The following is a 17,948-nucleotide window of genomic DNA, read 5'->3' as shown; positions in this document are numbered from 1 at the left end:
TTCAAATCACATTTATCCGTTAACATCATAAAACAAAATTGGAAATCCTTCTCAAAAAATGCGATAATTAATACTATATAGTGGATCGTTCACACATATAAAGTAAAAAACATAGGGGGACGACACATGCCAAAAATGGGGAACACGTTTTTAACAATTCAAGAACTAGAAAAGAAAAAAGAGTATTTATTAGACCTTTCATCCGTTATACCGACATGGAATGCGAGCTATCAATTTTTATTTAAAGAAATCCAGCAAGAATTATTGAGTAAAGTAAATGAAAAAATCGAAAAACATCAATTCATTTTAAATATATGTGCAGATCAACAGGTAGGGGCATAATGTATTACATACAATTGTGGTATATAAAAAAGAGACCTCAATCGGTCTCTTTTTTATATTTTTAAGACAGCCAATCTAATTTTCTAATCCCAAGCTTATCAACTGGTAAACGGAGTGAGCCATAAAAATGCCTCATAAATTGCTCTGAGCGGTTCACATCGTGTAAAATGGCTTCTAAGCGATCTCTATATATGCTTTTTTGTTCTTCGTTTCCAGTTTGGTAATATCGTTCAACTGTTTCAAAATAGTGAAGTGGGAATAAGAGCCTTGCAAATAATAAGCGCCAGCCAAATGAGGATAGCGAATAATTCCGTTCATAATCTGTAACAAATTGAACGATTGTTTGATCCCAGTCTTTCTTTTTTTCAATCATCATATAGCGAATCCATTCTGCTATATCTCGAGTTGGGTGATCATACACCCAATCAAAAGGGAGTTTGAGACGCTTCGTTTGATGCCATAATAAAGGTGTGAATCGTTCTTGGCAAATTGTCGCTGCATCAGTTAGTTGCGGCGTATCATCCATTTCTGTATCAACAACATATTGAATGGCATTTTCTGCAACCCCTAAGTAATACGGGAAGGATTCAATAAACAATTGATCGAATACGTCTGTAGGGTGGTTCATCACTTGTGATTGCCAAAACTTTTCTAACTGATCGAGTCTCTTTTCCCATAACGCTTTCCATTCACCAATGCGGCTTAATTGCTCAATTTCTTCTGGAAAGAATGCACCTCGTTTATGGAATATAGAAAGCTCACTTCCTAATGACGTAGCATGTCGTTCTAACGCGCGCATACCTTTTAATAAGCAGTAATTTTGTTCTTCTATCTCACTTACATAGTAGCCGTGTATAGTCGGAACGAAAGTCGCTACAGTTATATCCCCTTGCTGGTTCATATAGTCACTGAGCTTTTTCATCTCTACAAGTACTTCTTCCTCCATTTCTCCAATTGGAACAAGTACATAAATTTTGTTGCGAATCCAAAAGCTTTTATAGGGGCCAAGGGGGATTAATTCTTTAACATGCATGTGATAATGCTCATAAATATGATGAATCATCGCAGTCGCCACCTATGGTTTTTCTTTATATATATGAGCTTGTGCTCGCCTTTCATTCCTATGCACATGATAAAGCAACGAAACGTATACAAATACTAAAAAGAAAAAAAGGTGATAAACATGAAAGAATCAAATCAACTACAAGAAAGAGCATTACAACTATTACAAGAACGCGGTGTAACAATTGACGATATTGCTGAGCTTGTTCATTTTCTTCAAAAAAAATATCATCCAAATTTAGAGATGTCAGAATGCCGTTATAACGTTGAGCGTGTATTATCAAAACGTGAAGTACAAAACGCACTGATTACAGGTATCGAACTCGATGTTCTCGCTGAAAAAGGAATGTTAAGTGAGCCGTTACAAGATATCGTAAAACGTGATGAAGGCTTATACGGAATTGATGAAGTGATCGCACTTTCTATCGTTAATGTGTACGGCTCTATCGGTTTCACAAACTTTGGATATATCGATAAATTAAAACCTGGTATTTTAGAATACTTAAATGATAAATCAACTGGAAAGGTGCATACATTCCTTGATGATATCGTTGGCGGAATTGCTGCCGCTGCTTCAAGCCGTTTAGCGCACAGAGCTGAGCATTCGGAGTGAAATACGAAAGACCGTCAGTGTCATACTGACGGTCTTTCGTATTCCATGAGCATAAATTCTCTTCCTCGGCTTACAAAAATAGGGCCTTGTTGAAAACCTATATGTTTATAAAGCGTAATCGCTCTTGTATTAAATGTCGCTACGCTAAGTCGAAACGTTTTCGGCTTACATTCTTTAACAGCAAACGCTATCCCAGCTTGAAAAAACATTTTCCCTAGCCCTTTCCCTGTTAACTCCGGCTTCATGCCAAGTCCGATATCCATTACATCTTCTCCACCATATAAATGAGCATCTCTTCCCCCTGGCACTTGTGCATTTTCCCCAAAACAAAAATAGCCGATAAACTCTCCCTTATCGTCACAACAACCATAATACGTCCCATCTAATAATTCTTCTATTACTTCTTCCTCGCCTGAAAAGCTATATAAATTATAGGGTTCTTCGTACGTCCACGTATTTATCTCATTTGCTTCTTCTACCGTTAACTTATGTATATCCATCCTTCTCTCCCCTTATCAAATACTTTATATATACTCATTCATTTTTCGCGCCTCATTTCCCTTCAATTGAAATATGCACAATTGCATACGCACACCCGTGGAAGAAATGGTACAATTTATTCGAATCGCTGTTGCTACACTTCTTGATCAAAGAAAAGGCGTTAAAACGGATATTAGCGCCTTATCAAACTCAAACAATTGGCACATTTTGTCATCTTGAAAGACACTCGAAAGAGTGTCTTTTTTTCTATACCTTACAAGGACTTACTCATTTCAAAGCATAAACACATAAAATAATATAACTCTTTACACGCATGAATCCCTTTCTAAACGTTGCGAAGTAGACTTAAAATAAAAAAGCACTCTTGGCTAGAGTGCTTTTTACTTTCAAACAAGGAGGTTACATAATATGGATAGTACTCTCGTATTTAACTTCGGCATTGGTATTATCATCATTTTATTTGTTTTCTTTGTTCTTTGTATGAGCGGGGTGTAGAAAGACGATTTGAGGCGTCTTTTTATACATATGTATTACTTGACTTTCGTAAAAGAAGTAACAATAATGGTTACAGAGAAACCATTCACATATCCACAAATAGGAGGAAGAACAATGAAACATGTAATCGTTTATGCACACCCAAATACAGAAAGCTTCAACCATGCGATTTTAGAAACGGTAAAAAGTGAATTAGAAGAAAAAGGTCATGAAGTACGGGTTCGCGATCTATATGAATTAAACTTCAATCCAGTATTAGGCGCTTCCGATTTCATCTCATTTTCTCAAGGAAACACACCAGCAGATATTAAAGAAGAGCAAGAGCATATCTCTTGGGCTGATAGCATTACGTTTATTTATCCAGTTTGGTGGGCGGGACTTCCTGCTATTTTAAAAGGATACGTTGACCGTGTATTTAGCCACGGCTTCGCTTATGCTTACGGTGAAAATGGCATCGAGAAGTTATTAAGCGGTAAAAAAGGATTATTATTATCTACAATGGGAAATACGAAAGAGGCATACACAGCAGGCGGTATGTTTGACGCAATGAAAAAAACAGCTGATGTTGGTATTTTTGAATTTACAGGCATTGAAACAATTGAGCATACATTCTATACAAGTGTCCCTTCTGTGGATGATAGTGTGCGTAAACAATATCTTGAAGAGGTTAAAGATGTTGTGAATCGTGCATTTTAATAAAAAAACTCCGGCTTTAACAACCGGAGTTTTTTATTTCATCATTAATTTCGGAATATATCTTTGAAGAATGCTTTCTAATTCATTCATATCTTCCTGTCTAATAAGTAAATTCACATTGTCATTCATTTTTTCTCGACCGCGATATAAAAATATATTTTCTTTTGGATTTTCCCATGTTGATGTTTTATAGCCTTTTAATTCTTCGTATGAATAAAAGTTTAATCCGTCTACTACACCTTTTTCATATATTTGTACACTTTTAATAAGATGGATGGCTATTAAAGTCATAAAACAACTTGCTACAGCATGAATACCTAGCTGAATGAGAAACTGTTCAACTGTATGAATATCGCCACTTACGTACCGAGCATATATATACATACATTGTCCAATGAAATATGCTGGTCCAAGTAATACAATCCAACGTCTTTTCACCCGAGGGTACATTGCAATCAGTTTTCCTGCGCTTTTTTTCATTTCATTTATTTTATATATTTTCCATAGAACAAAAAACAAAACACACAATGTAAAAACAAATATAATACATGACATCCAGTACATTCTTATTCTCCCCCTTACATCATTACATTTAAATTTTACATTTTATATACTTATAGTACATATGCAATTATGCATAAAAAAACAGGTAACCTCTTTCGGTTACCTGCGTTTCCTTACATCTTCTCAATCCACTCCGTCAAGTTATGCACAACTTGCGTCGGTTGTACTTCATATTCTGTTAACTTCTCCACAGTTGTGACTCCAGTGTGGACAAGAAGCGTATGCATACCAGCATTTATTCCTGCTAAAATATCTGTATCGTAGTTATCCCCAACCATTAATGCTTCATTCTTTTCTATGCCAAGCACTTTCAAAGCTTGTTCCATAATGATTGATTCTGGTTTTCCGATAAAGATTGGATCCACACCTGTTGATACTGCTACAACTGATGTTAATGAACCGTTACCTGGTAATAACCCGCGCTCAGTCGGAATGGCAATGTCTCCATTTGTAGAAATAAATGTTGCGCCGTTACGCACAGCAAGACAAGCTTTTGCTAATTTTTCATATGTGATGTCACGATCTAAACCAACAACAACGAAATCAGGATTTTCATCCACAAGTTCAAATCCTTTTTCCACAAGCGCATCATGTAAGCCTTCTTCACCAATCATATATACAGTTGCGTCTTGTTTACGTTCGTAAATGAAGTTTGCTGTTGCCATACTCGTTGTGAAAACTTGCTCTGCTTTCGCTGGAATATCGAAACGAACAAGTTTTTCTGCCACTTGTTCTGGTTTACGAGTTGAGTTATTCGTAACGAATAAATATGGAATGCCGCGCTCTCCTAATGCTTTTACGAAGTCGCTTGCTTCTTCAATTTGTTCTTCTCCGCGATACATTGTACCGTCTAAGTCAATTAAGTAACCTTTATACATCGATTATGTCTCTCCTTCTATGCTAACGTTCTCACCTTATCATACCACTCTTATATTACCCGCTTTTCCAAAAGAAAAAAACGCTTTACCTTAAAGCGCCCCATAACGTTCATTTTTTCTCTTTTATTTGGTAAGAACAACTACAATCGCCCTCGCACATATTTGCTAGCGTCTTTACTTCTGCTCCTGCAAATAAACGATTATACATCTCTTTTTCATCTTCACATACTTGCGGGAATCTCTCAGCGATTTCCTTTAACGGACAGTTTTGTTTTTCAATTATGAAAGAGTTCTCTCCATCTCTCTTAATTTGAACCATATAACCATTTTTCTCTTGCATAGCTGCTATCTCTTGCACTTTATATGCTAAATTCTTTTGGTTACTCACACGCTTTTGTAACTGTTCTTCCATACGCTTCGTTCTTTCTTTTAAAACGTAACGAAGTATTTTTTCATCGCCCATTCGCGCTAAATCTTCTAGCATATCAATTGCAAATTGCTTATACTCTTTCGGGAATGTATCTTCTCCCTTTTCGCTTAATCCATACAAATAAGTTGGTCTTCCGACATGTTGCCTTACCATCTTGGAATAGATGAAACCATCCTTCTCAAGATTACTTAAATGTCTTCGAATCGCCATTTCTGTAATCTCTAAAACTTCAGCTAGTTCCGCTACCGTGTGCTCTCCCTTTACTTTCAACAACTGCACAATTTCATCTTTCGTCGTACGTGCTTCCCCCATGCTTCACCCTTCTCCCTCACATACAATATAAGACCCCCAAAAGGCATTCTTTGGGGATCTTATAAGCATAATTATTCTGGTACAAATGCAGATACAGGCCCTAATTCCTTCTCTAAATAACTGCGAATATTTGCTGGGTATTTTTCTACCACTGCAATATGTTTTTGAATCGTCTTATATAATTCATCATGATTCATTTGAATATAATCTTGCGTAAGCATTTTTCGAAGAAGGATAATTTCTTTCATTCCTTGTCCATCTTCTGCACTTATCACTCGCTCGTCCATTAAAATATCAATAATATCTTCATAGCTTCCTGGGTCGCGCATAATAAATCCATCGATCATCGCATTTCCTACATCTAATACACAATCAATAATTAAATGAGCTATGCGTTCTAATGCGTAAAATTCAAACTCGGTTTCATATATCTTTTTCTCTTGAAATGTACTTGTTGCTCGTTCTAAACATACTAGCATTTGTTCTATTTTCTTTCTGTCTACAAAATACATGAATGTCACCTACCTGGAAATTAAAGCATTTACATTTTAATTGTAACGCTTTCTTCTGAAAAAATCGACAATTTTTCGAATTCACCTTTTCCCCGTAATTTGTTATAGTTATATTTGTATGATTTTTGAAATTGGAGGAATGGAATCTTGGAACGTGAACTCGCACTAGAAATTGTCCGTGTAACAGAAGCAGCAGCATTAGCATCCGCACAGTGGATGGGCCGCGGAAAGAAAAATGAAGCAGATGATGCAGCAACTACAGCAATGCGTGATATGTTCGATTCAGTAAACATGGCAGGTACAGTTGTAATTGGTGAAGGAGAACTTGATGAAGCACCGATGTTATATATTGGTGAAGAACTAGGAACAGGTAACGGTCCAGAAGTAGATATCGCCGTTGACCCATTAGAAGGTACAAACATCGTTGCAAAAGGTCTTGCAAATGCAATGGCAGTTATCGCAATCGCAGATAAAGGAAACCTTCTTCATGCTCCTGATATGTACATGGAAAAAATCGCGGTTGGTCCAAAAGCAGCTGGTAAAATTAGCTTAGATGATCCAATTGAAAAAACAATTGAAATTGTAGCGGAAGCTAACAATAAAAAGATTCGCGATCTAACAGTTATCGTTCAAGAACGTGAACGTCATCAAGATATTATCGATCGTGTTCGCGCAAAAGGTGCACGCGTAAAATTATTTGGTGACGGTGATGTTGGTGCGTCAATCGCAACAGCACTACCTGGAACTGGTATCGACTTATTCGTAGGTATTGGCGGAGCTCCAGAAGGCGTTATTTCTGCAGCAGCATTAAAATGCCTTGAAGGTGAAATGCAAGCTCGCTTAGTTCCAATGAACGAAGAAGAAGAAGCTCGTTGTCGTGAAATGGGATTAGAAGACCCTCGTCAACTTCTAATGCTAGAAGACTTAGTGTCTGGTGATGATGCAATCTTCTCAGCAACTGGTGTATCTGCTGGTGAGTTATTAGACGGCGTGAAATTCCTAGGCGGAGATTTAGCTGAAACATACTCTATCGTAATGCGTTACAAAACAAGAACGGTACGATTCATTAAAACGCATCACCATTTAGATCATAAGCCACACTTAAACTTAGATATTTAATAAAAGGAGCCATGTGTATGGAAGAACGTTTCTTTCTGTACGACGATACTGTCGCTACAAAAACTCGTTTCGTTAGCTTTATGGGAGAAAATGAGCGTCATGATTTAGCGCTACTATACTCCGATCGTCATTACGGTAAAACAATTGTCCTTGATATGCAGCGTAATAAATTTGCAATCATCGGCGCCGACGATTTAAACGAACCAGGCTACTTAGAGCACGCATTTTCTATGACTGAAGAAATTGCAGAAGAACTACGCTCATTTTTATTTGAACTTATATAATTTATCTTAGGCACCAGCTTTTTAGCTGGTGTTTTTTCACTTTAATTATTTTGAATTTTCAATTATCCGTGTTATAATGAAAAATAAATCTATTTGGATAGAAAGGACGTTATCTACGTATGCCAACATTTACTTTGTAATGGACCAGCAATTGGATAGCATTACTCTCAAAAAAGCACCGTGCTTTTTCAAGGGAGTAGTCTGCCCATTCCCATTACAAAGGAGCGTAACTCATCTGTAGTATGATGTTTACGGAGGTTCCTAAGGGAACCTCCTTTTATTTTTGTCTTTTCCTCATGTCTTCATACTACAAGACATCCAAATAGCTGTATTACGTTCCTTTACCACTACTATAAGAGGTGAAGGAAAATGCAGAAAGTACAACTTTCTTGGAGCTTATATGAAAATGAACAAGGTACAATTGAAAAATATTGTAAAAATTGCAGACGCACTACCCTATTTACCGACACAAATATTCGTAGGCATAACGCCAACGGAAAAAATATATATCGTTTTGCTATTTATAAATGCCCGAAAGATCATACGTGGAATCAAAAACTTCGTATTTATAAATCATTTACTGATCATGTGGAAACAGTCGATATGCCTCAGCAAGATCAAACGGAAACAACTACTACCATTTCCATTACACAGCATAAAGAAAGTGGCATAGCCGAAATCACAATTGTATTAGACCTCGTTTTCGGTTCCCACCGGATGGATAAAGCTTTATCCACATATATTTCCGACTGGAGCCGTACACGCATTGTGGATAAAATTAAAAACGGGGATATTCAATTGAACGGACAACAAATGAAACCAAATACAATACTTTCTGAAGGCGATCGTATCTCGATTTGTTTATAAATGAGAATATACAAAAAATCCTCTTACAATTGTAAGAGGATTTTTTTATTTCTTCACTTTTCGTAATACGAAGTGTGCACAACCAAAGTTACAGTACTCGTATAAATACTCCGATAACGTACTAATTTTCGTATCATATGTCGCACGCTGGTTACTATCATCAAAGAATCCGCGCAATCTAAGTTGCTCATAACCCCAGTCCCCAACGATGTAATCATATTTATTTAAAATTTCTGCATAGCGCTCTTTAAATGCTTCTTCACTAAAACCGTCACGAAAGTTTTTAATTACTTCGTACTGCACATTATTAATGCTCACCGTAGCATGAATCTCCTGCTTTTGCTCCATCATTAACTTCCTCTCTAAGCATTCTTCTTTTTATCGTATCACAAAGCATACCAACCAACAATTTCAAATACAAAAAATTGAAAATTAGTGCATGCTATGGAGAAGGAGGTGATACATCGTGAAAAAACAAATTATACTTTCTCTCCTCACTCTTTCCTTATTTGCAGGCTGCCAACCAACGAATAAAGCCGAAATGGAACGTGAAGAAGGAAGTCGTGTTCTTGTTTCCAATAAAAACGACATGTATCATACGGAAAATACAAATACACGATTAACGAGAGTCGGTTATTCATCTAAACAAAAGCATGAAGTATCTAATAAACAAGTAGGAGCCATTAACCGTGAGAAAGTTGCTGAAATGATTACAAGCATGACAGTCAAACTTCCTGACGTTACAAACGCTGCTACGCTCGTTACAGACGATGAAGTATTTGTTGTATACCGTGCAAACACAACGGATCCGAAACTCGTAGCGGATCAAGTATATAGAGCTGCTTTGTCCATCGTCCCTCGCTATTATAAAGCATATGTATCAACAGACCAAAAGTTGATTTCTCAAATTCAAGGGCTTCAATCTGGCGCATTAAATGATACAGAATATACGCAAAGCCTCGATATGTTAAAACGTGAAATGAGTAAAAATCCTCATTTGAACAATACAGGGGATCAGACTTTGAATGATATGATAAAAAAATAAAGAAGGTGGAGAAAACCTCCATCTTCTTTATTTTTTACTATTTCTTACGATTTGCGTAAACCTCCATCGCATCACACATAAACTGCGCTAAACCTTCGCCAAACTTATCGATATTTTTCGTAAAGCGCTCATCAGCGACGTACATTTGACCGAGTCCTTTAAAAGCATCTAATGAATATTCACCGAAGTTTTGCAAGTAATCGTACCATACTCCAATTGCTTCTTGTGCCTCTTTAGAATCTGGTTCTCCGTGTCTAAGCGCCGCTAAGTTTCTGTAAATCGTATTAAACTCTTCTTGGTTTTCTTTAGACATACCTTTCGCATATTCATTCGCTTTATCTACAGCTCTGTCTCCCCATCTTTCACGCGCTTCTTCTTCGTACGGATTATGGCTGAAATCGAAGCCTTCAAATTTCTCTTTGTTCGTCATTTCAATCTCTCCTTTTGTATGCTGAATTGTCTTATCAATCGTCGCAATCACTTTATCTAACCTAGCCCGCTTTTCAAGAAGCATTTTCTTATGAAGCTGCAATGCTTCTTCCCGGTCAAATGATGGACTCATGATAATTTCTTTAATTTTCTTCAAAGGGAAGCCTAATTCTTTAAAAAATAAAATTTGCTGCAGCGTCTCTAAATTTTCATTGGAATACAGACGATATCCAGACTCTGTCGTTTCATCTGGGGTTAACAACCCAATTTCATCGTAATGATGCAGTGTGCGCACACTAATTCCAACTAAATTAGCTACTTCTTTTACCTTCATTGCCATGTGTATCTCCCCCTTAATACATACGATAAAGTATGACGCAACGTTAGAGTCAATAAGTAAATTCATTTTCTTTATAAAATATTTCATGCATAATAGATATGTACATATATTAGAAAGCGGTGAAAATATGGTTTCAAATACTGTAATTGCCAGCATCATCTTTCAACTCATTGTCTCGATTCTGGTCCCAATTATTGTACTCGTTTATTTCCGTAAAAAATATAATATAAATTGGAAAGTAGTCGGTGTTGGTGTTCTTATCTTTATCGGATTTACCCAAATTCTCGAAACACCATTCCACCTATTTATGCGCGGTAATCCAGCAATCGCTCCAATTTTAGAAAATCCATTTGTCTTCGCACTTTATGGCGGACTAACTGCTGGTATTTTTGAAGAATTAGGACGCTTCGTTGCCTTCTTCTTCCTACTAAAAAAATATCAAGAATATAAAGATGGCTTTGCTTACGGAATCGGTCACGGCGGAATTGAATCCATTTTAGTTGGCGGATTCTCTGCATTCCAAGCACTTATATTTGCGAATTCAATTAACAACGGTAGCTTCGCCCAGATGGTCGAAAAAATGCCAGAACTAAGCCGCCTACAAGACATGTTAATTCAGCAACCTGCCTACTTATACTTCCTTGGCAGCTTAGAAAGAATTATGGCACTCGTGCTGCAAATCGCCTTTACAATGCTTGTTTTATACGCAGTAAAACAGAAGAAGTATATCTTCCTTGTGTACGCTATACTATTCCACGCACTTGTAGACTTCTTCGCGGCACTTTACCAAACGAAAACAATTAACATCTTTGTTGCAGAAGGAATCACCCTTCTCTTCACAATTGGCGCTATCATTCTTATTCGTAAAATGAAAGAGAAATTAATGAGTGTGCCAAAGTAAAAATAACCCGCCTGTTGGTGGGTTATTTTTTATAAAGATTATCATAGCGATGATAACTTTTACCGCTTTGCAGCTCCTTCTTTGTTTCTGCATCTATAACGATGTACTTGTGTAACTCTTCTACTTCATTTTGAGAAAAGGAAGCGAAAAAATAAACTTGGCGATCAGGGTGAATAAAAGAATCTTGAAGCACTACTTCACCCCGACAACCCGCGGCTGTTTTTTGTAAAAAGGAATATTCTTCGTCGGGTACTTCTTTAAATAAAATCTTTTTTCGAACACTATACGCTGCATTATTGTATTCTTTATACATTTTCTTATCTAACTGTTCGTAAAACACATCTTCGCTCACAAATGGCTTATTTCGATTACTTGGATAATCTAACTTTTGATTGGATTGTGCATATGTTGTGGACAGTTGTGAGAGAAAACAAATCACAAATACAATACATAGCATTTTTTTCATCATTGCACCTCGATTTTCTATTATCCACATTACTTTTCCACATGATCAGATCATTATGTCCTTTCCAATAAAAAGGAATATTTTCCACATTTGTCGAAGTATATAGCGTCAACTTGAAAGATGGGGATGAATTATGAAGAAAATCATTGTAATACGACATTGTTCAGCAACTGGCCAAGAACGTGATGCCGAATTAACGACCGATGGAAAAAAACAAGCAAACACCCTTGCTACATTCCTTTTAGAAAACCAACTACAAATAGACCATATTATTTCAAGCCCATTTGTGCGAGCTATCGATTCTATTCGGCCCTATGCACTCCAAGCTAATTTGTCTATCCAAGAAGATGAACGATTAGCTGAACGCATATTAAGCGACGTTTCAATGGACGATTGGATGCAAAAACTAGAATCTACTTTTACAAATATAGATATTGCCTTTTCAGGCGGAGAGTCAACAAAACAAGCAACGGACCGTGCTATATCACTTATCGAAGACGTTTTAAAATTAAACCATACTACAATATTACTCGTTACACATGGAAACTTACTTACTCTCATTTTAAAGCACTTTGATCATACGATCGGCTTTCATGAATGGAGAACTTTAACGAATCCTGATATGTATGAAATTACAATTGATGAACAATGTAGCCTAAAACGATTATGGAAAGCACCGTCCAAGTAATATCTCTTTCCAACACATTCAGTTGACGCCACGAGAAGAAACTGTACCAATAATAGAAAGGGGTATCACTCCATATGTACGAAGATGTACTTGCTTTACTACATAAAACAAATGTTTCTTATGAAAAATTCGAACACGAACCGGTACTCGATTATGAGACAGATCGGATTGTACGCGAGAGGCTTGGCTTACAAGGTACTCCAAGTAAAAGCTTATTTTTAAAATCAAAGGCTGGAGATTATTACGTATTTTTCACGTTAGAGGGCACAAGGCTTAACCGCGGAGAGATGAAAGAACTAACAGGAGAACGCTTATCTCTCTGTTCCGCTGATGAACTGCGAGACAAAACTGGTTGTACGCCAGGATGTGTAGCTCCTTTCGGGTATGCACACGATGTAACAATTATTGTGGATAACGCTATTTATACGTACGATAAAATTTTAATTACACCTGGTGTACCTGAATTTACAATTGAATTATCCACAGAAGAATTAAAAAAGATTTTATTAACATGCCCAAATACTGTTTTGGAGTACAAACAAAAAGAGAGCTAATCATTAGCTCCCTTTTTTCATTATTTTGCTTCTGCTGTGTTTTCTTTTGCAGAACGAACTTGCTCGTCCGCATGGTAAGAAGAACGCACAAGTGGGCCAGCTTCACAGTGGCTAAAGCCTTTGCTAAGTGCAATTTCTTTTAGCTCTGCAAATTCCGCTGGTGGGTAATATTTAAGAACTGGTAAATGCTTCTTAGATGGTTGTAGGTATTGTCCAAGAGTTAAAATATCCACATTGTTTGCACGTAAGTCATCCATTGCTTCAATTAAATCTTCTCTCGTTTCCCCTAAGCCCACCATAATGCTCGATTTAGTTGGAATATCAGGCTGCATTTCTTTTGCTCGACGTAAAAACTCTAATGAACGATCATATTTTGCTCTAGCGCGAACTCGGTCAGATAATCGACGTACTGTTTCAATGTTATGGTTTAAAATATCTGGTTTTGCATCCATTAACATTTTTAAGTTTTCTTCTACTCCACCCATATCAGATGGTAATACTTCGATTGACGTAAATGGATTTTTACGACGTACAGCGCGTACTGTTTCAGCAAAAACAGCTGCTCCACCATCTTTTAAATCATCACGTGCAACCGCTGTTATAACAACGTGCTTTAAGCCCATTTGTACTACAGAATCTGCTACGCGTTCTGGCTCTTGTAAATCAAGCTCAGTTGGTAATCCTGTTTTAACCGCACAAAAACGACAAGCACGTGTACAAACCGCACCTAAAATCATAAATGTTGCTGTTTTTCTTACAGCCCAGCATTCATGAATATTCGGACATTTTGCTTCCTCACAAACTGTATGAAGATTTTTAGAACGCATCATTTTCTTTAAGCCTGTATAGTTTTCATTCGTGTTTAACTTAATTTTCAACCATTCGGGCTTGCGCTTATATTCTGTTTGTTTTGTCATGGTTATCAACTCCGCACAATATGAAATAGTTTACCGTGTTCGCTTCTTTCAATGTAACATATCTATTCTAACGTATGAAAGCGATTTGCTCAAATGAAGATTCTAAGATTTTTTCCAATCGTTCCCTATAATGAAATACTCCGTATATCCCACACTAAAAAGAGTGATGATGTGAAAGGAGTCTATTTCATGCTTCGAAAAATTTCTCTTTTGCTTTCGATTTGCTTTCTTCTCCACCAAAACATCGCTTACGGTGAAGATAATCAGCAAAGCATATACGAAAAGCGCATGGCACTATATAAAGAAACCGAGCAATCTTCAGGCATTCCGTGGTATTACTTAGCTGCAATGGATCAATACGAAAGAAATATACGGAGCGTAAGAAAAGATATTCCGAAAAAACCAGATGCCATCATTTCCCTTTATTTCAAACCAGAAATATGGGCTGGACCTGTTAATGGTAACGACACTCTCCCCCACACAATTGCTCTATTTGGCGGGTTAGGTTTAGATGGTGACAAAGATGGATTTGCAAATGCAAATAACGACCGTGATCTTTTGCATACAGCAGCAACGATTTTAAAGAAACAAGGAACGTCAGAAGAACGTATTAAAATCATGCTCTGGGAATATTATAGACGTGCAAAAACAGTTGATTTAATTACCGAATACGCCCAAATTTATAAACATTACGGACGTATTAATTTAGAAGGAAATGCGTTCCCTCTTCCGATTCGCAGTGACCATAGCTACCGTAGTACTTTTGGCGCTGGAAGAAGTTTTGGGGGAAGAAGGGTTCATGAAGGAACCGATATATTCGCAGGCTATGGCGTACCAGTAAGATCCACTTGCTATGGCATTATTGAAACAAAAGGCTGGAACCGCCTTGGCGGATGGCGCATCGGTATTCGTGACCTTCATAACAATTATCATTATTACGCTCACTTAGGCGGGTTCTCAAAAGAGATACAGCTTGGACAAATTGTCGAACCCGGAAAAGTAATCGGATTTGTTGGTAGCACCGGTTACGGTCCTCCCGGCACAGCTGGAAAATTCCCGCCTCACCTACATTTCGGCATGTATAAAGACAATGGTTATACAGAATGGGCTTTCGACCCCTACATGCACTTAAGTCTTTGGGAGCGAAAAGAACGCGCAAATACAAAACGATAACCGTAGCACATTGCTACGGTTATTTTTTATTTATGGCTAACTATCCGTTTTCTTTTTATCAGGTACAACAACACTTCCGCTTCCGTAATAAGTAGGCACTTCCCCTTGAACGATGCGCGTCGCAATTGGAACATTTTGTTTCACTTTTATTTCTTTCGTATGAAATGGAATAATGACTTGCAACGTAACTTCCATCTCCATAATAATTTGAATCGCTGTCGTATTGATTCCGTGCGGCTCAATTTTTTGTTTAATATCCGTATTTACATGACCAATCGTCGTGAAATCAATTGGAATATCGGGTCCGATATTTCCAAGAAGCGCATTATTTGTTACACGACCAAACGGAACTGCCATCGTTGCCCCATTTTTTTCAGAAATACCTAGTCCCTTCAAATTCCCTTGTTCTACTTGCTGTAAATACTTTTCTATGTATGTGGTCGTTGACGTTACGATTTCATTTACTTGCTTCGTATTTAAATTAATTGTGGATACTTTCCCGTTTTTATCATTTTGTACTTTCATTAATGAATCGACATCGAATCCCTCATCAATTCTATCTTTTACCGCCTTCGTCATAACCGCTGTCGCCATTTTATGTGTCTCTACTTCTCCATATTTCATTAATGTCGGCTGAATGCTACTATTCACAATCCATAATCCTTGCACGAGTAATATGACAAAAAGAATAAACGACATAAGCAGTATGTGCCGAAAGGAAATAGGCCCCCTTCGAAACCGCGAATTTTTCGAACGAAATATACTCATAAAAAACCCTCCTTCTTATATCATTTCTATGCAAGAAGGAGGGACGATATATGCTTATCTCATTTTTAATAATGCTTCTTTTCCGATTGTGCCAGCCGTAATACCTAACGCTTCGGCTTCAATCGTTACTGATTCTAGCGGTGCTTCAAGAAGTTGTTCAATCGTTCTTACACCAACCGCGCGACCAGCAATAATACCACGATCCCCTAACTTCTCATTTAAAAGACCTACATCTAATGCACCGCACATAATATATCCTTTATCGCTCATTACAGCTAGCAAATTTGTCTTTGGAAGTTTGACGCTAACCGCAATAAACGTATAATTATCGATTATAATCGGCTCTACATTAACCATAGTTCACACTCCTCTCTTTCTTATCTGTATGACAAGAGAAAAATGAGTGTTACAAGTTAACTAGCCTATAGTTTGACAGAAGATGTATAAGTTATTAACATGTCTGCTAACACATCTCTAAGTAGTTCTGGCATATAATATTGTTTGTCAGAAAGTGTGGATAGCTCTGGGTATAAGTAGCCAAATGTAAACATATCAATCGTTCCTACCGTATATATACGTTCTAATTCCAGCGATTCCCCGTTAATTAATACATCTTCGAGTAAAATTTTATTCCCAGGAATCGTATCTGGAATGACTTCTACACCAGCGTAAATCATTTTCCCCATTACTTTCCCCCGAAATCCAAACCCTTTTACCTCAAGGTTCTCCATATTCGGCCGACGTGCTTTCAAGATCACTTCTCTTAACGTTTTCCCCGGCACTTTTAATAGGCATGGATTAATTGGATGTGGACAAATTCTGTGAATATCTCCGCGCGTCACAACGCCTTCTTCTAATCCTTCAAGAAGTACACCAGCGTTCACCATGCCAATCTCTGCATCGCACCAGTTTTTCAACGCATTTGCTAACATGTGCGAAAATGCTGTCTCATGAAACCAATCAACCGGTAATGATTCCTTTAAATGAACAACAGGTTCTTCCATAATATGTGTACTTTCTTCCTGCAGCGCTTCAATTGTGGATAATGGTTTGTTATAAGCACCTAAACGTTCAGTCTTAATTGCTCTACCATCCTTTTTCAACAGCTTCTTCGTCTCTTTATCCACAGTAAGCTGAACGTGCCCAACGTAACGTCCCCACTTTTCACAACAACAAAGTAACGTATGATTCATAAGAACACCACGCTCAAATAAATGATGCGTATGTGCCCCTAAAATAACATCTATATCATAATGCTCCGCCATATGCTCATCCATACTTTTTCCAAGGTGAGAAAGGACAACCGTTATATGAGCCTCATCTCTCACTTCTTCTAAAATAGACTCTAAATGCTCAATTGGATCTTCAATATGCCAATCTAACATTTGATAAAACTCTGGATACGCAACCGTTAATCCGATAAAAGCAATCGTAATCCCATCTGTCGTTGTATGTAATTTATAAGGCTTTGCCCACTCTGGACGTACCCCTTCTTTTTCAAATAAATTTGCGACAAGCACCTCAAATCCAGCATCATCATATAGACGATTCAAATGCTCCTTCGCTAACGTAATTCCTTCATTATTTCCGATCGTTACATAATCATATAACGCCTCATTTAAAAGCTTCGTATTGCCAAGCCCATTCGTCGCTTCCGAAATACTATGAAAACGATCCACATGATCGCCGATATCTACAGTTAAAACAGTCTCTCCCGCTTCCTGTCTTCGCTTTTTCTCTCCTTGTACAAAGCGAGAAATTTGCGGCCAATTTTCAAAATGACTATGTATATCGTTTGTATGATAAAGGTGGATGATTGTTTCTTTATTTATATTCAGAGAAAAAACCTCCTCTCAGTTCCTTACTGCCATTTACGCTATGCGCACGCAATAATCCTGTAAATACTTTTCGTCTTTTCTTGCTATTTTACATTGTACTCGCATTGTGAGAAAAAGCAAAAGATTGTCCTTTTTATATGAGAAACTTTACTTT

Annotated in this window: 24 protein-coding genes; 11 read left to right on the top strand and 13 right to left on the bottom strand. The window is 37.3% G+C overall.

What is annotated here, in order from left to right:
* The first annotated feature begins 126 nt into the window (after positions 1 to 126).
* On the top strand, positions 127 to 342 hold the full coding sequence (locus PQF83_RS24140; RefSeq protein WP_001125487.1) for a hypothetical protein: 216 nt from the start codon (positions 127 to 129) through the stop codon (positions 340 to 342).
* A 61-nt stretch (positions 343 to 403) separates the two neighbouring features.
* Here PQF83_RS24140 and yutH read toward each other — a convergent pair whose 3' ends face one another.
* On the bottom strand, positions 404 to 1,405 hold the full coding sequence (gene yutH, locus PQF83_RS24135; protein WP_000581273.1) for a spore coat putative kinase YutH: 1,002 nt from the start codon (positions 1,403 to 1,405) through the stop codon (positions 404 to 406).
* Between the two features lie 120 nt (positions 1,406 to 1,525).
* On the opposite strand from yutH, the gene PQF83_RS24130 reads away from it, so the two are divergent.
* A complete protein-coding gene (locus tag PQF83_RS24130) occupies positions 1,526 to 2,017 on the top strand; it encodes a phosphatidylglycerophosphatase A family protein (RefSeq protein ID WP_000665103.1) in 492 nt (163 codons plus the stop codon).
* Between the two features lie 20 nt (positions 2,018 to 2,037).
* On the opposite strand, the gene PQF83_RS24125 is transcribed toward PQF83_RS24130, so the two are convergent.
* Entirely contained in the window at positions 2,038 to 2,517 is a 480-nt protein-coding gene (locus tag PQF83_RS24125) for a GNAT family N-acetyltransferase (RefSeq protein WP_000351179.1), read from the bottom strand.
* A 610-nt stretch (positions 2,518 to 3,127) separates the two neighbouring features.
* Here PQF83_RS24125 and PQF83_RS24120 point away from each other — a divergent pair.
* Complete coding sequence (locus PQF83_RS24120; protein ID WP_000683422.1) at positions 3,128 to 3,709, top strand: NAD(P)H-dependent oxidoreductase; 582 nt, start codon at positions 3,128 to 3,130, stop codon at positions 3,707 to 3,709.
* 33 nt (positions 3,710 to 3,742) lie between these two features.
* Here PQF83_RS24120 and PQF83_RS24115 read toward each other — a convergent pair whose 3' ends face one another.
* The 4 genes from PQF83_RS24115 to PQF83_RS24100 all read right to left on the bottom strand — a co-directional run bounded on the left by PQF83_RS24115 (position 3,743) and on the right by PQF83_RS24100 (position 6,405).
* Positions 3,743 to 4,273, bottom strand: coding sequence for a hypothetical protein (locus tag PQF83_RS24115; RefSeq protein WP_000289887.1), 531 nt, complete (start codon positions 4,271 to 4,273; stop codon positions 3,743 to 3,745).
* Between the two features lie 113 nt (positions 4,274 to 4,386).
* Positions 4,387 to 5,151 carry a TIGR01457 family HAD-type hydrolase gene (locus PQF83_RS24110; RefSeq protein ID WP_000276467.1) on the bottom strand — a complete coding sequence of 255 codons (765 nt, stop codon included), beginning with the start codon at positions 5,149 to 5,151 and terminating at the stop codon, positions 4,387 to 4,389.
* 109 nt (positions 5,152 to 5,260) lie between these two features.
* Positions 5,261 to 5,893, bottom strand: a complete 633-nt coding sequence (locus tag PQF83_RS24105; RefSeq protein ID WP_000503354.1) for a helix-turn-helix transcriptional regulator — start codon at positions 5,891 to 5,893, stop codon at positions 5,261 to 5,263.
* A 71-nt stretch (positions 5,894 to 5,964) separates the two neighbouring features.
* A complete protein-coding gene (locus tag PQF83_RS24100; RefSeq protein WP_000274001.1) occupies positions 5,965 to 6,405 on the bottom strand; it encodes a DUF86 domain-containing protein in 441 nt (146 codons plus the stop codon).
* A 147-nt stretch (positions 6,406 to 6,552) separates the two neighbouring features.
* Here PQF83_RS24100 and glpX point away from each other — a divergent pair, with 147 nt between their 5' ends.
* The 3 genes from glpX to PQF83_RS24085 all read left to right on the top strand — a co-directional run bounded on the left by glpX (position 6,553) and on the right by PQF83_RS24085 (position 8,675).
* Positions 6,553 to 7,524: a class II fructose-bisphosphatase gene (gene glpX, locus PQF83_RS24095; RefSeq protein ID WP_000439091.1), complete on the top strand. Its 972-nt coding sequence runs from the start codon at positions 6,553 to 6,555 to the stop codon at positions 7,522 to 7,524.
* A gap of 17 nt (positions 7,525 to 7,541) precedes the next feature.
* A complete protein-coding gene (locus tag PQF83_RS24090; protein ID WP_000392606.1) occupies positions 7,542 to 7,808 on the top strand; it encodes a DUF3055 domain-containing protein in 267 nt (88 codons plus the stop codon).
* A 369-nt stretch (positions 7,809 to 8,177) separates the two neighbouring features.
* Positions 8,178 to 8,675 (top strand): hypothetical protein, encoded by a 498-nt coding sequence (locus PQF83_RS24085; RefSeq protein ID WP_001174564.1) that lies wholly within the window; start codon positions 8,178 to 8,180, stop codon positions 8,673 to 8,675.
* 45 nt (positions 8,676 to 8,720) lie between these two features.
* Here PQF83_RS24085 and PQF83_RS24080 read toward each other — a convergent pair whose 3' ends face one another.
* Positions 8,721 to 9,023: a YutD family protein gene (locus PQF83_RS24080; protein ID WP_000435941.1), complete on the bottom strand. Its 303-nt coding sequence runs from the start codon at positions 9,021 to 9,023 to the stop codon at positions 8,721 to 8,723.
* A gap of 118 nt (positions 9,024 to 9,141) precedes the next feature.
* Here PQF83_RS24080 and PQF83_RS24075 point away from each other — a divergent pair, with 118 nt between their 5' ends.
* Positions 9,142 to 9,720 carry a YhcN/YlaJ family sporulation lipoprotein gene (locus tag PQF83_RS24075; RefSeq protein WP_000744032.1) on the top strand — a complete coding sequence of 193 codons (579 nt, stop codon included), beginning with the start codon at positions 9,142 to 9,144 and terminating at the stop codon, positions 9,718 to 9,720.
* A 37-nt stretch (positions 9,721 to 9,757) separates the two neighbouring features.
* On the opposite strand, the gene PQF83_RS24070 is transcribed toward PQF83_RS24075, so the two are convergent.
* On the bottom strand, positions 9,758 to 10,489 hold the full coding sequence (locus PQF83_RS24070) for a MerR family transcriptional regulator (protein WP_001241003.1): 732 nt from the start codon (positions 10,487 to 10,489) through the stop codon (positions 9,758 to 9,760).
* Between the two features lie 85 nt (positions 10,490 to 10,574).
* Here PQF83_RS24070 and PQF83_RS24065 point away from each other — a divergent pair, with 85 nt between their 5' ends.
* Entirely contained in the window at positions 10,575 to 11,390 is an 816-nt protein-coding gene (locus tag PQF83_RS24065; RefSeq protein WP_002163480.1) for a YhfC family intramembrane metalloprotease, read from the top strand.
* A gap of 22 nt (positions 11,391 to 11,412) precedes the next feature.
* Here the strand turns inward: PQF83_RS24065 and PQF83_RS24060 are convergent, their stop codons facing one another.
* Entirely contained in the window at positions 11,413 to 11,886 is a 474-nt protein-coding gene (locus PQF83_RS24060; RefSeq protein ID WP_000264801.1) for a hypothetical protein, read from the bottom strand.
* Positions 11,887 to 11,989: 103 nt separating this feature from the next.
* Between PQF83_RS24060 and PQF83_RS24055 the strand changes: the two genes are divergently transcribed.
* Together PQF83_RS24055 and PQF83_RS24050 are read left to right on the top strand one after the other, a co-directional pair.
* Positions 11,990 to 12,544, top strand: coding sequence for a histidine phosphatase family protein (locus tag PQF83_RS24055; protein WP_000721036.1), 555 nt, complete (start codon positions 11,990 to 11,992; stop codon positions 12,542 to 12,544).
* 74 nt (positions 12,545 to 12,618) lie between these two features.
* A complete protein-coding gene (locus PQF83_RS24050; protein WP_000272742.1) occupies positions 12,619 to 13,098 on the top strand; it encodes a YbaK/EbsC family protein in 480 nt (159 codons plus the stop codon).
* Positions 13,099 to 13,118: 20 nt separating this feature from the next.
* On the opposite strand, the gene lipA is transcribed toward PQF83_RS24050, so the two are convergent.
* On the bottom strand, positions 13,119 to 14,015 hold the full coding sequence (gene lipA / locus PQF83_RS24045; RefSeq protein WP_000166370.1) for a lipoyl synthase: 897 nt from the start codon (positions 14,013 to 14,015) through the stop codon (positions 13,119 to 13,121).
* 189 nt (positions 14,016 to 14,204) lie between these two features.
* Between lipA and PQF83_RS24040 the strand changes: the two genes are divergently transcribed.
* Entirely contained in the window at positions 14,205 to 15,188 is a 984-nt protein-coding gene (locus PQF83_RS24040) for a M23 family metallopeptidase (protein ID WP_000944673.1), read from the top strand.
* 36 nt (positions 15,189 to 15,224) lie between these two features.
* On the opposite strand, the gene yunB is transcribed toward PQF83_RS24040, so the two are convergent.
* From yunB to PQF83_RS24025, 3 genes are all read right to left on the bottom strand, one after another.
* Positions 15,225 to 15,956 carry a sporulation protein YunB gene (yunB, locus tag PQF83_RS24035; RefSeq protein WP_002081169.1) on the bottom strand — a complete coding sequence of 244 codons (732 nt, stop codon included), beginning with the start codon at positions 15,954 to 15,956 and terminating at the stop codon, positions 15,225 to 15,227.
* Between the two features lie 54 nt (positions 15,957 to 16,010).
* Entirely contained in the window at positions 16,011 to 16,313 is a 303-nt protein-coding gene (locus PQF83_RS24030; protein WP_000248463.1) for a YunC family protein, read from the bottom strand.
* A 65-nt stretch (positions 16,314 to 16,378) separates the two neighbouring features.
* The gene (locus PQF83_RS24025; protein WP_080014969.1) at positions 16,379 to 17,770 is read right to left on the bottom strand and encodes a bifunctional metallophosphatase/5'-nucleotidase; all 1,392 of its coding nucleotides are present in this window, start codon (positions 17,768 to 17,770) and stop codon (positions 16,379 to 16,381) included.
* Positions 17,771 to 17,948: the final 178 nt, after the last annotated feature.

It is taken from the genome of Bacillus sp. FF-1, assembly GCF_028548245.1.
Taxonomy (GTDB): Bacteria; Bacillota; Bacilli; order Bacillales; family Bacillaceae_G; genus Bacillus_A; species Bacillus_A paranthracis.
Note: the sequence above shows the minus strand (reverse complement) of the source record. Positions and strands in the feature narration are given on the sequence as shown.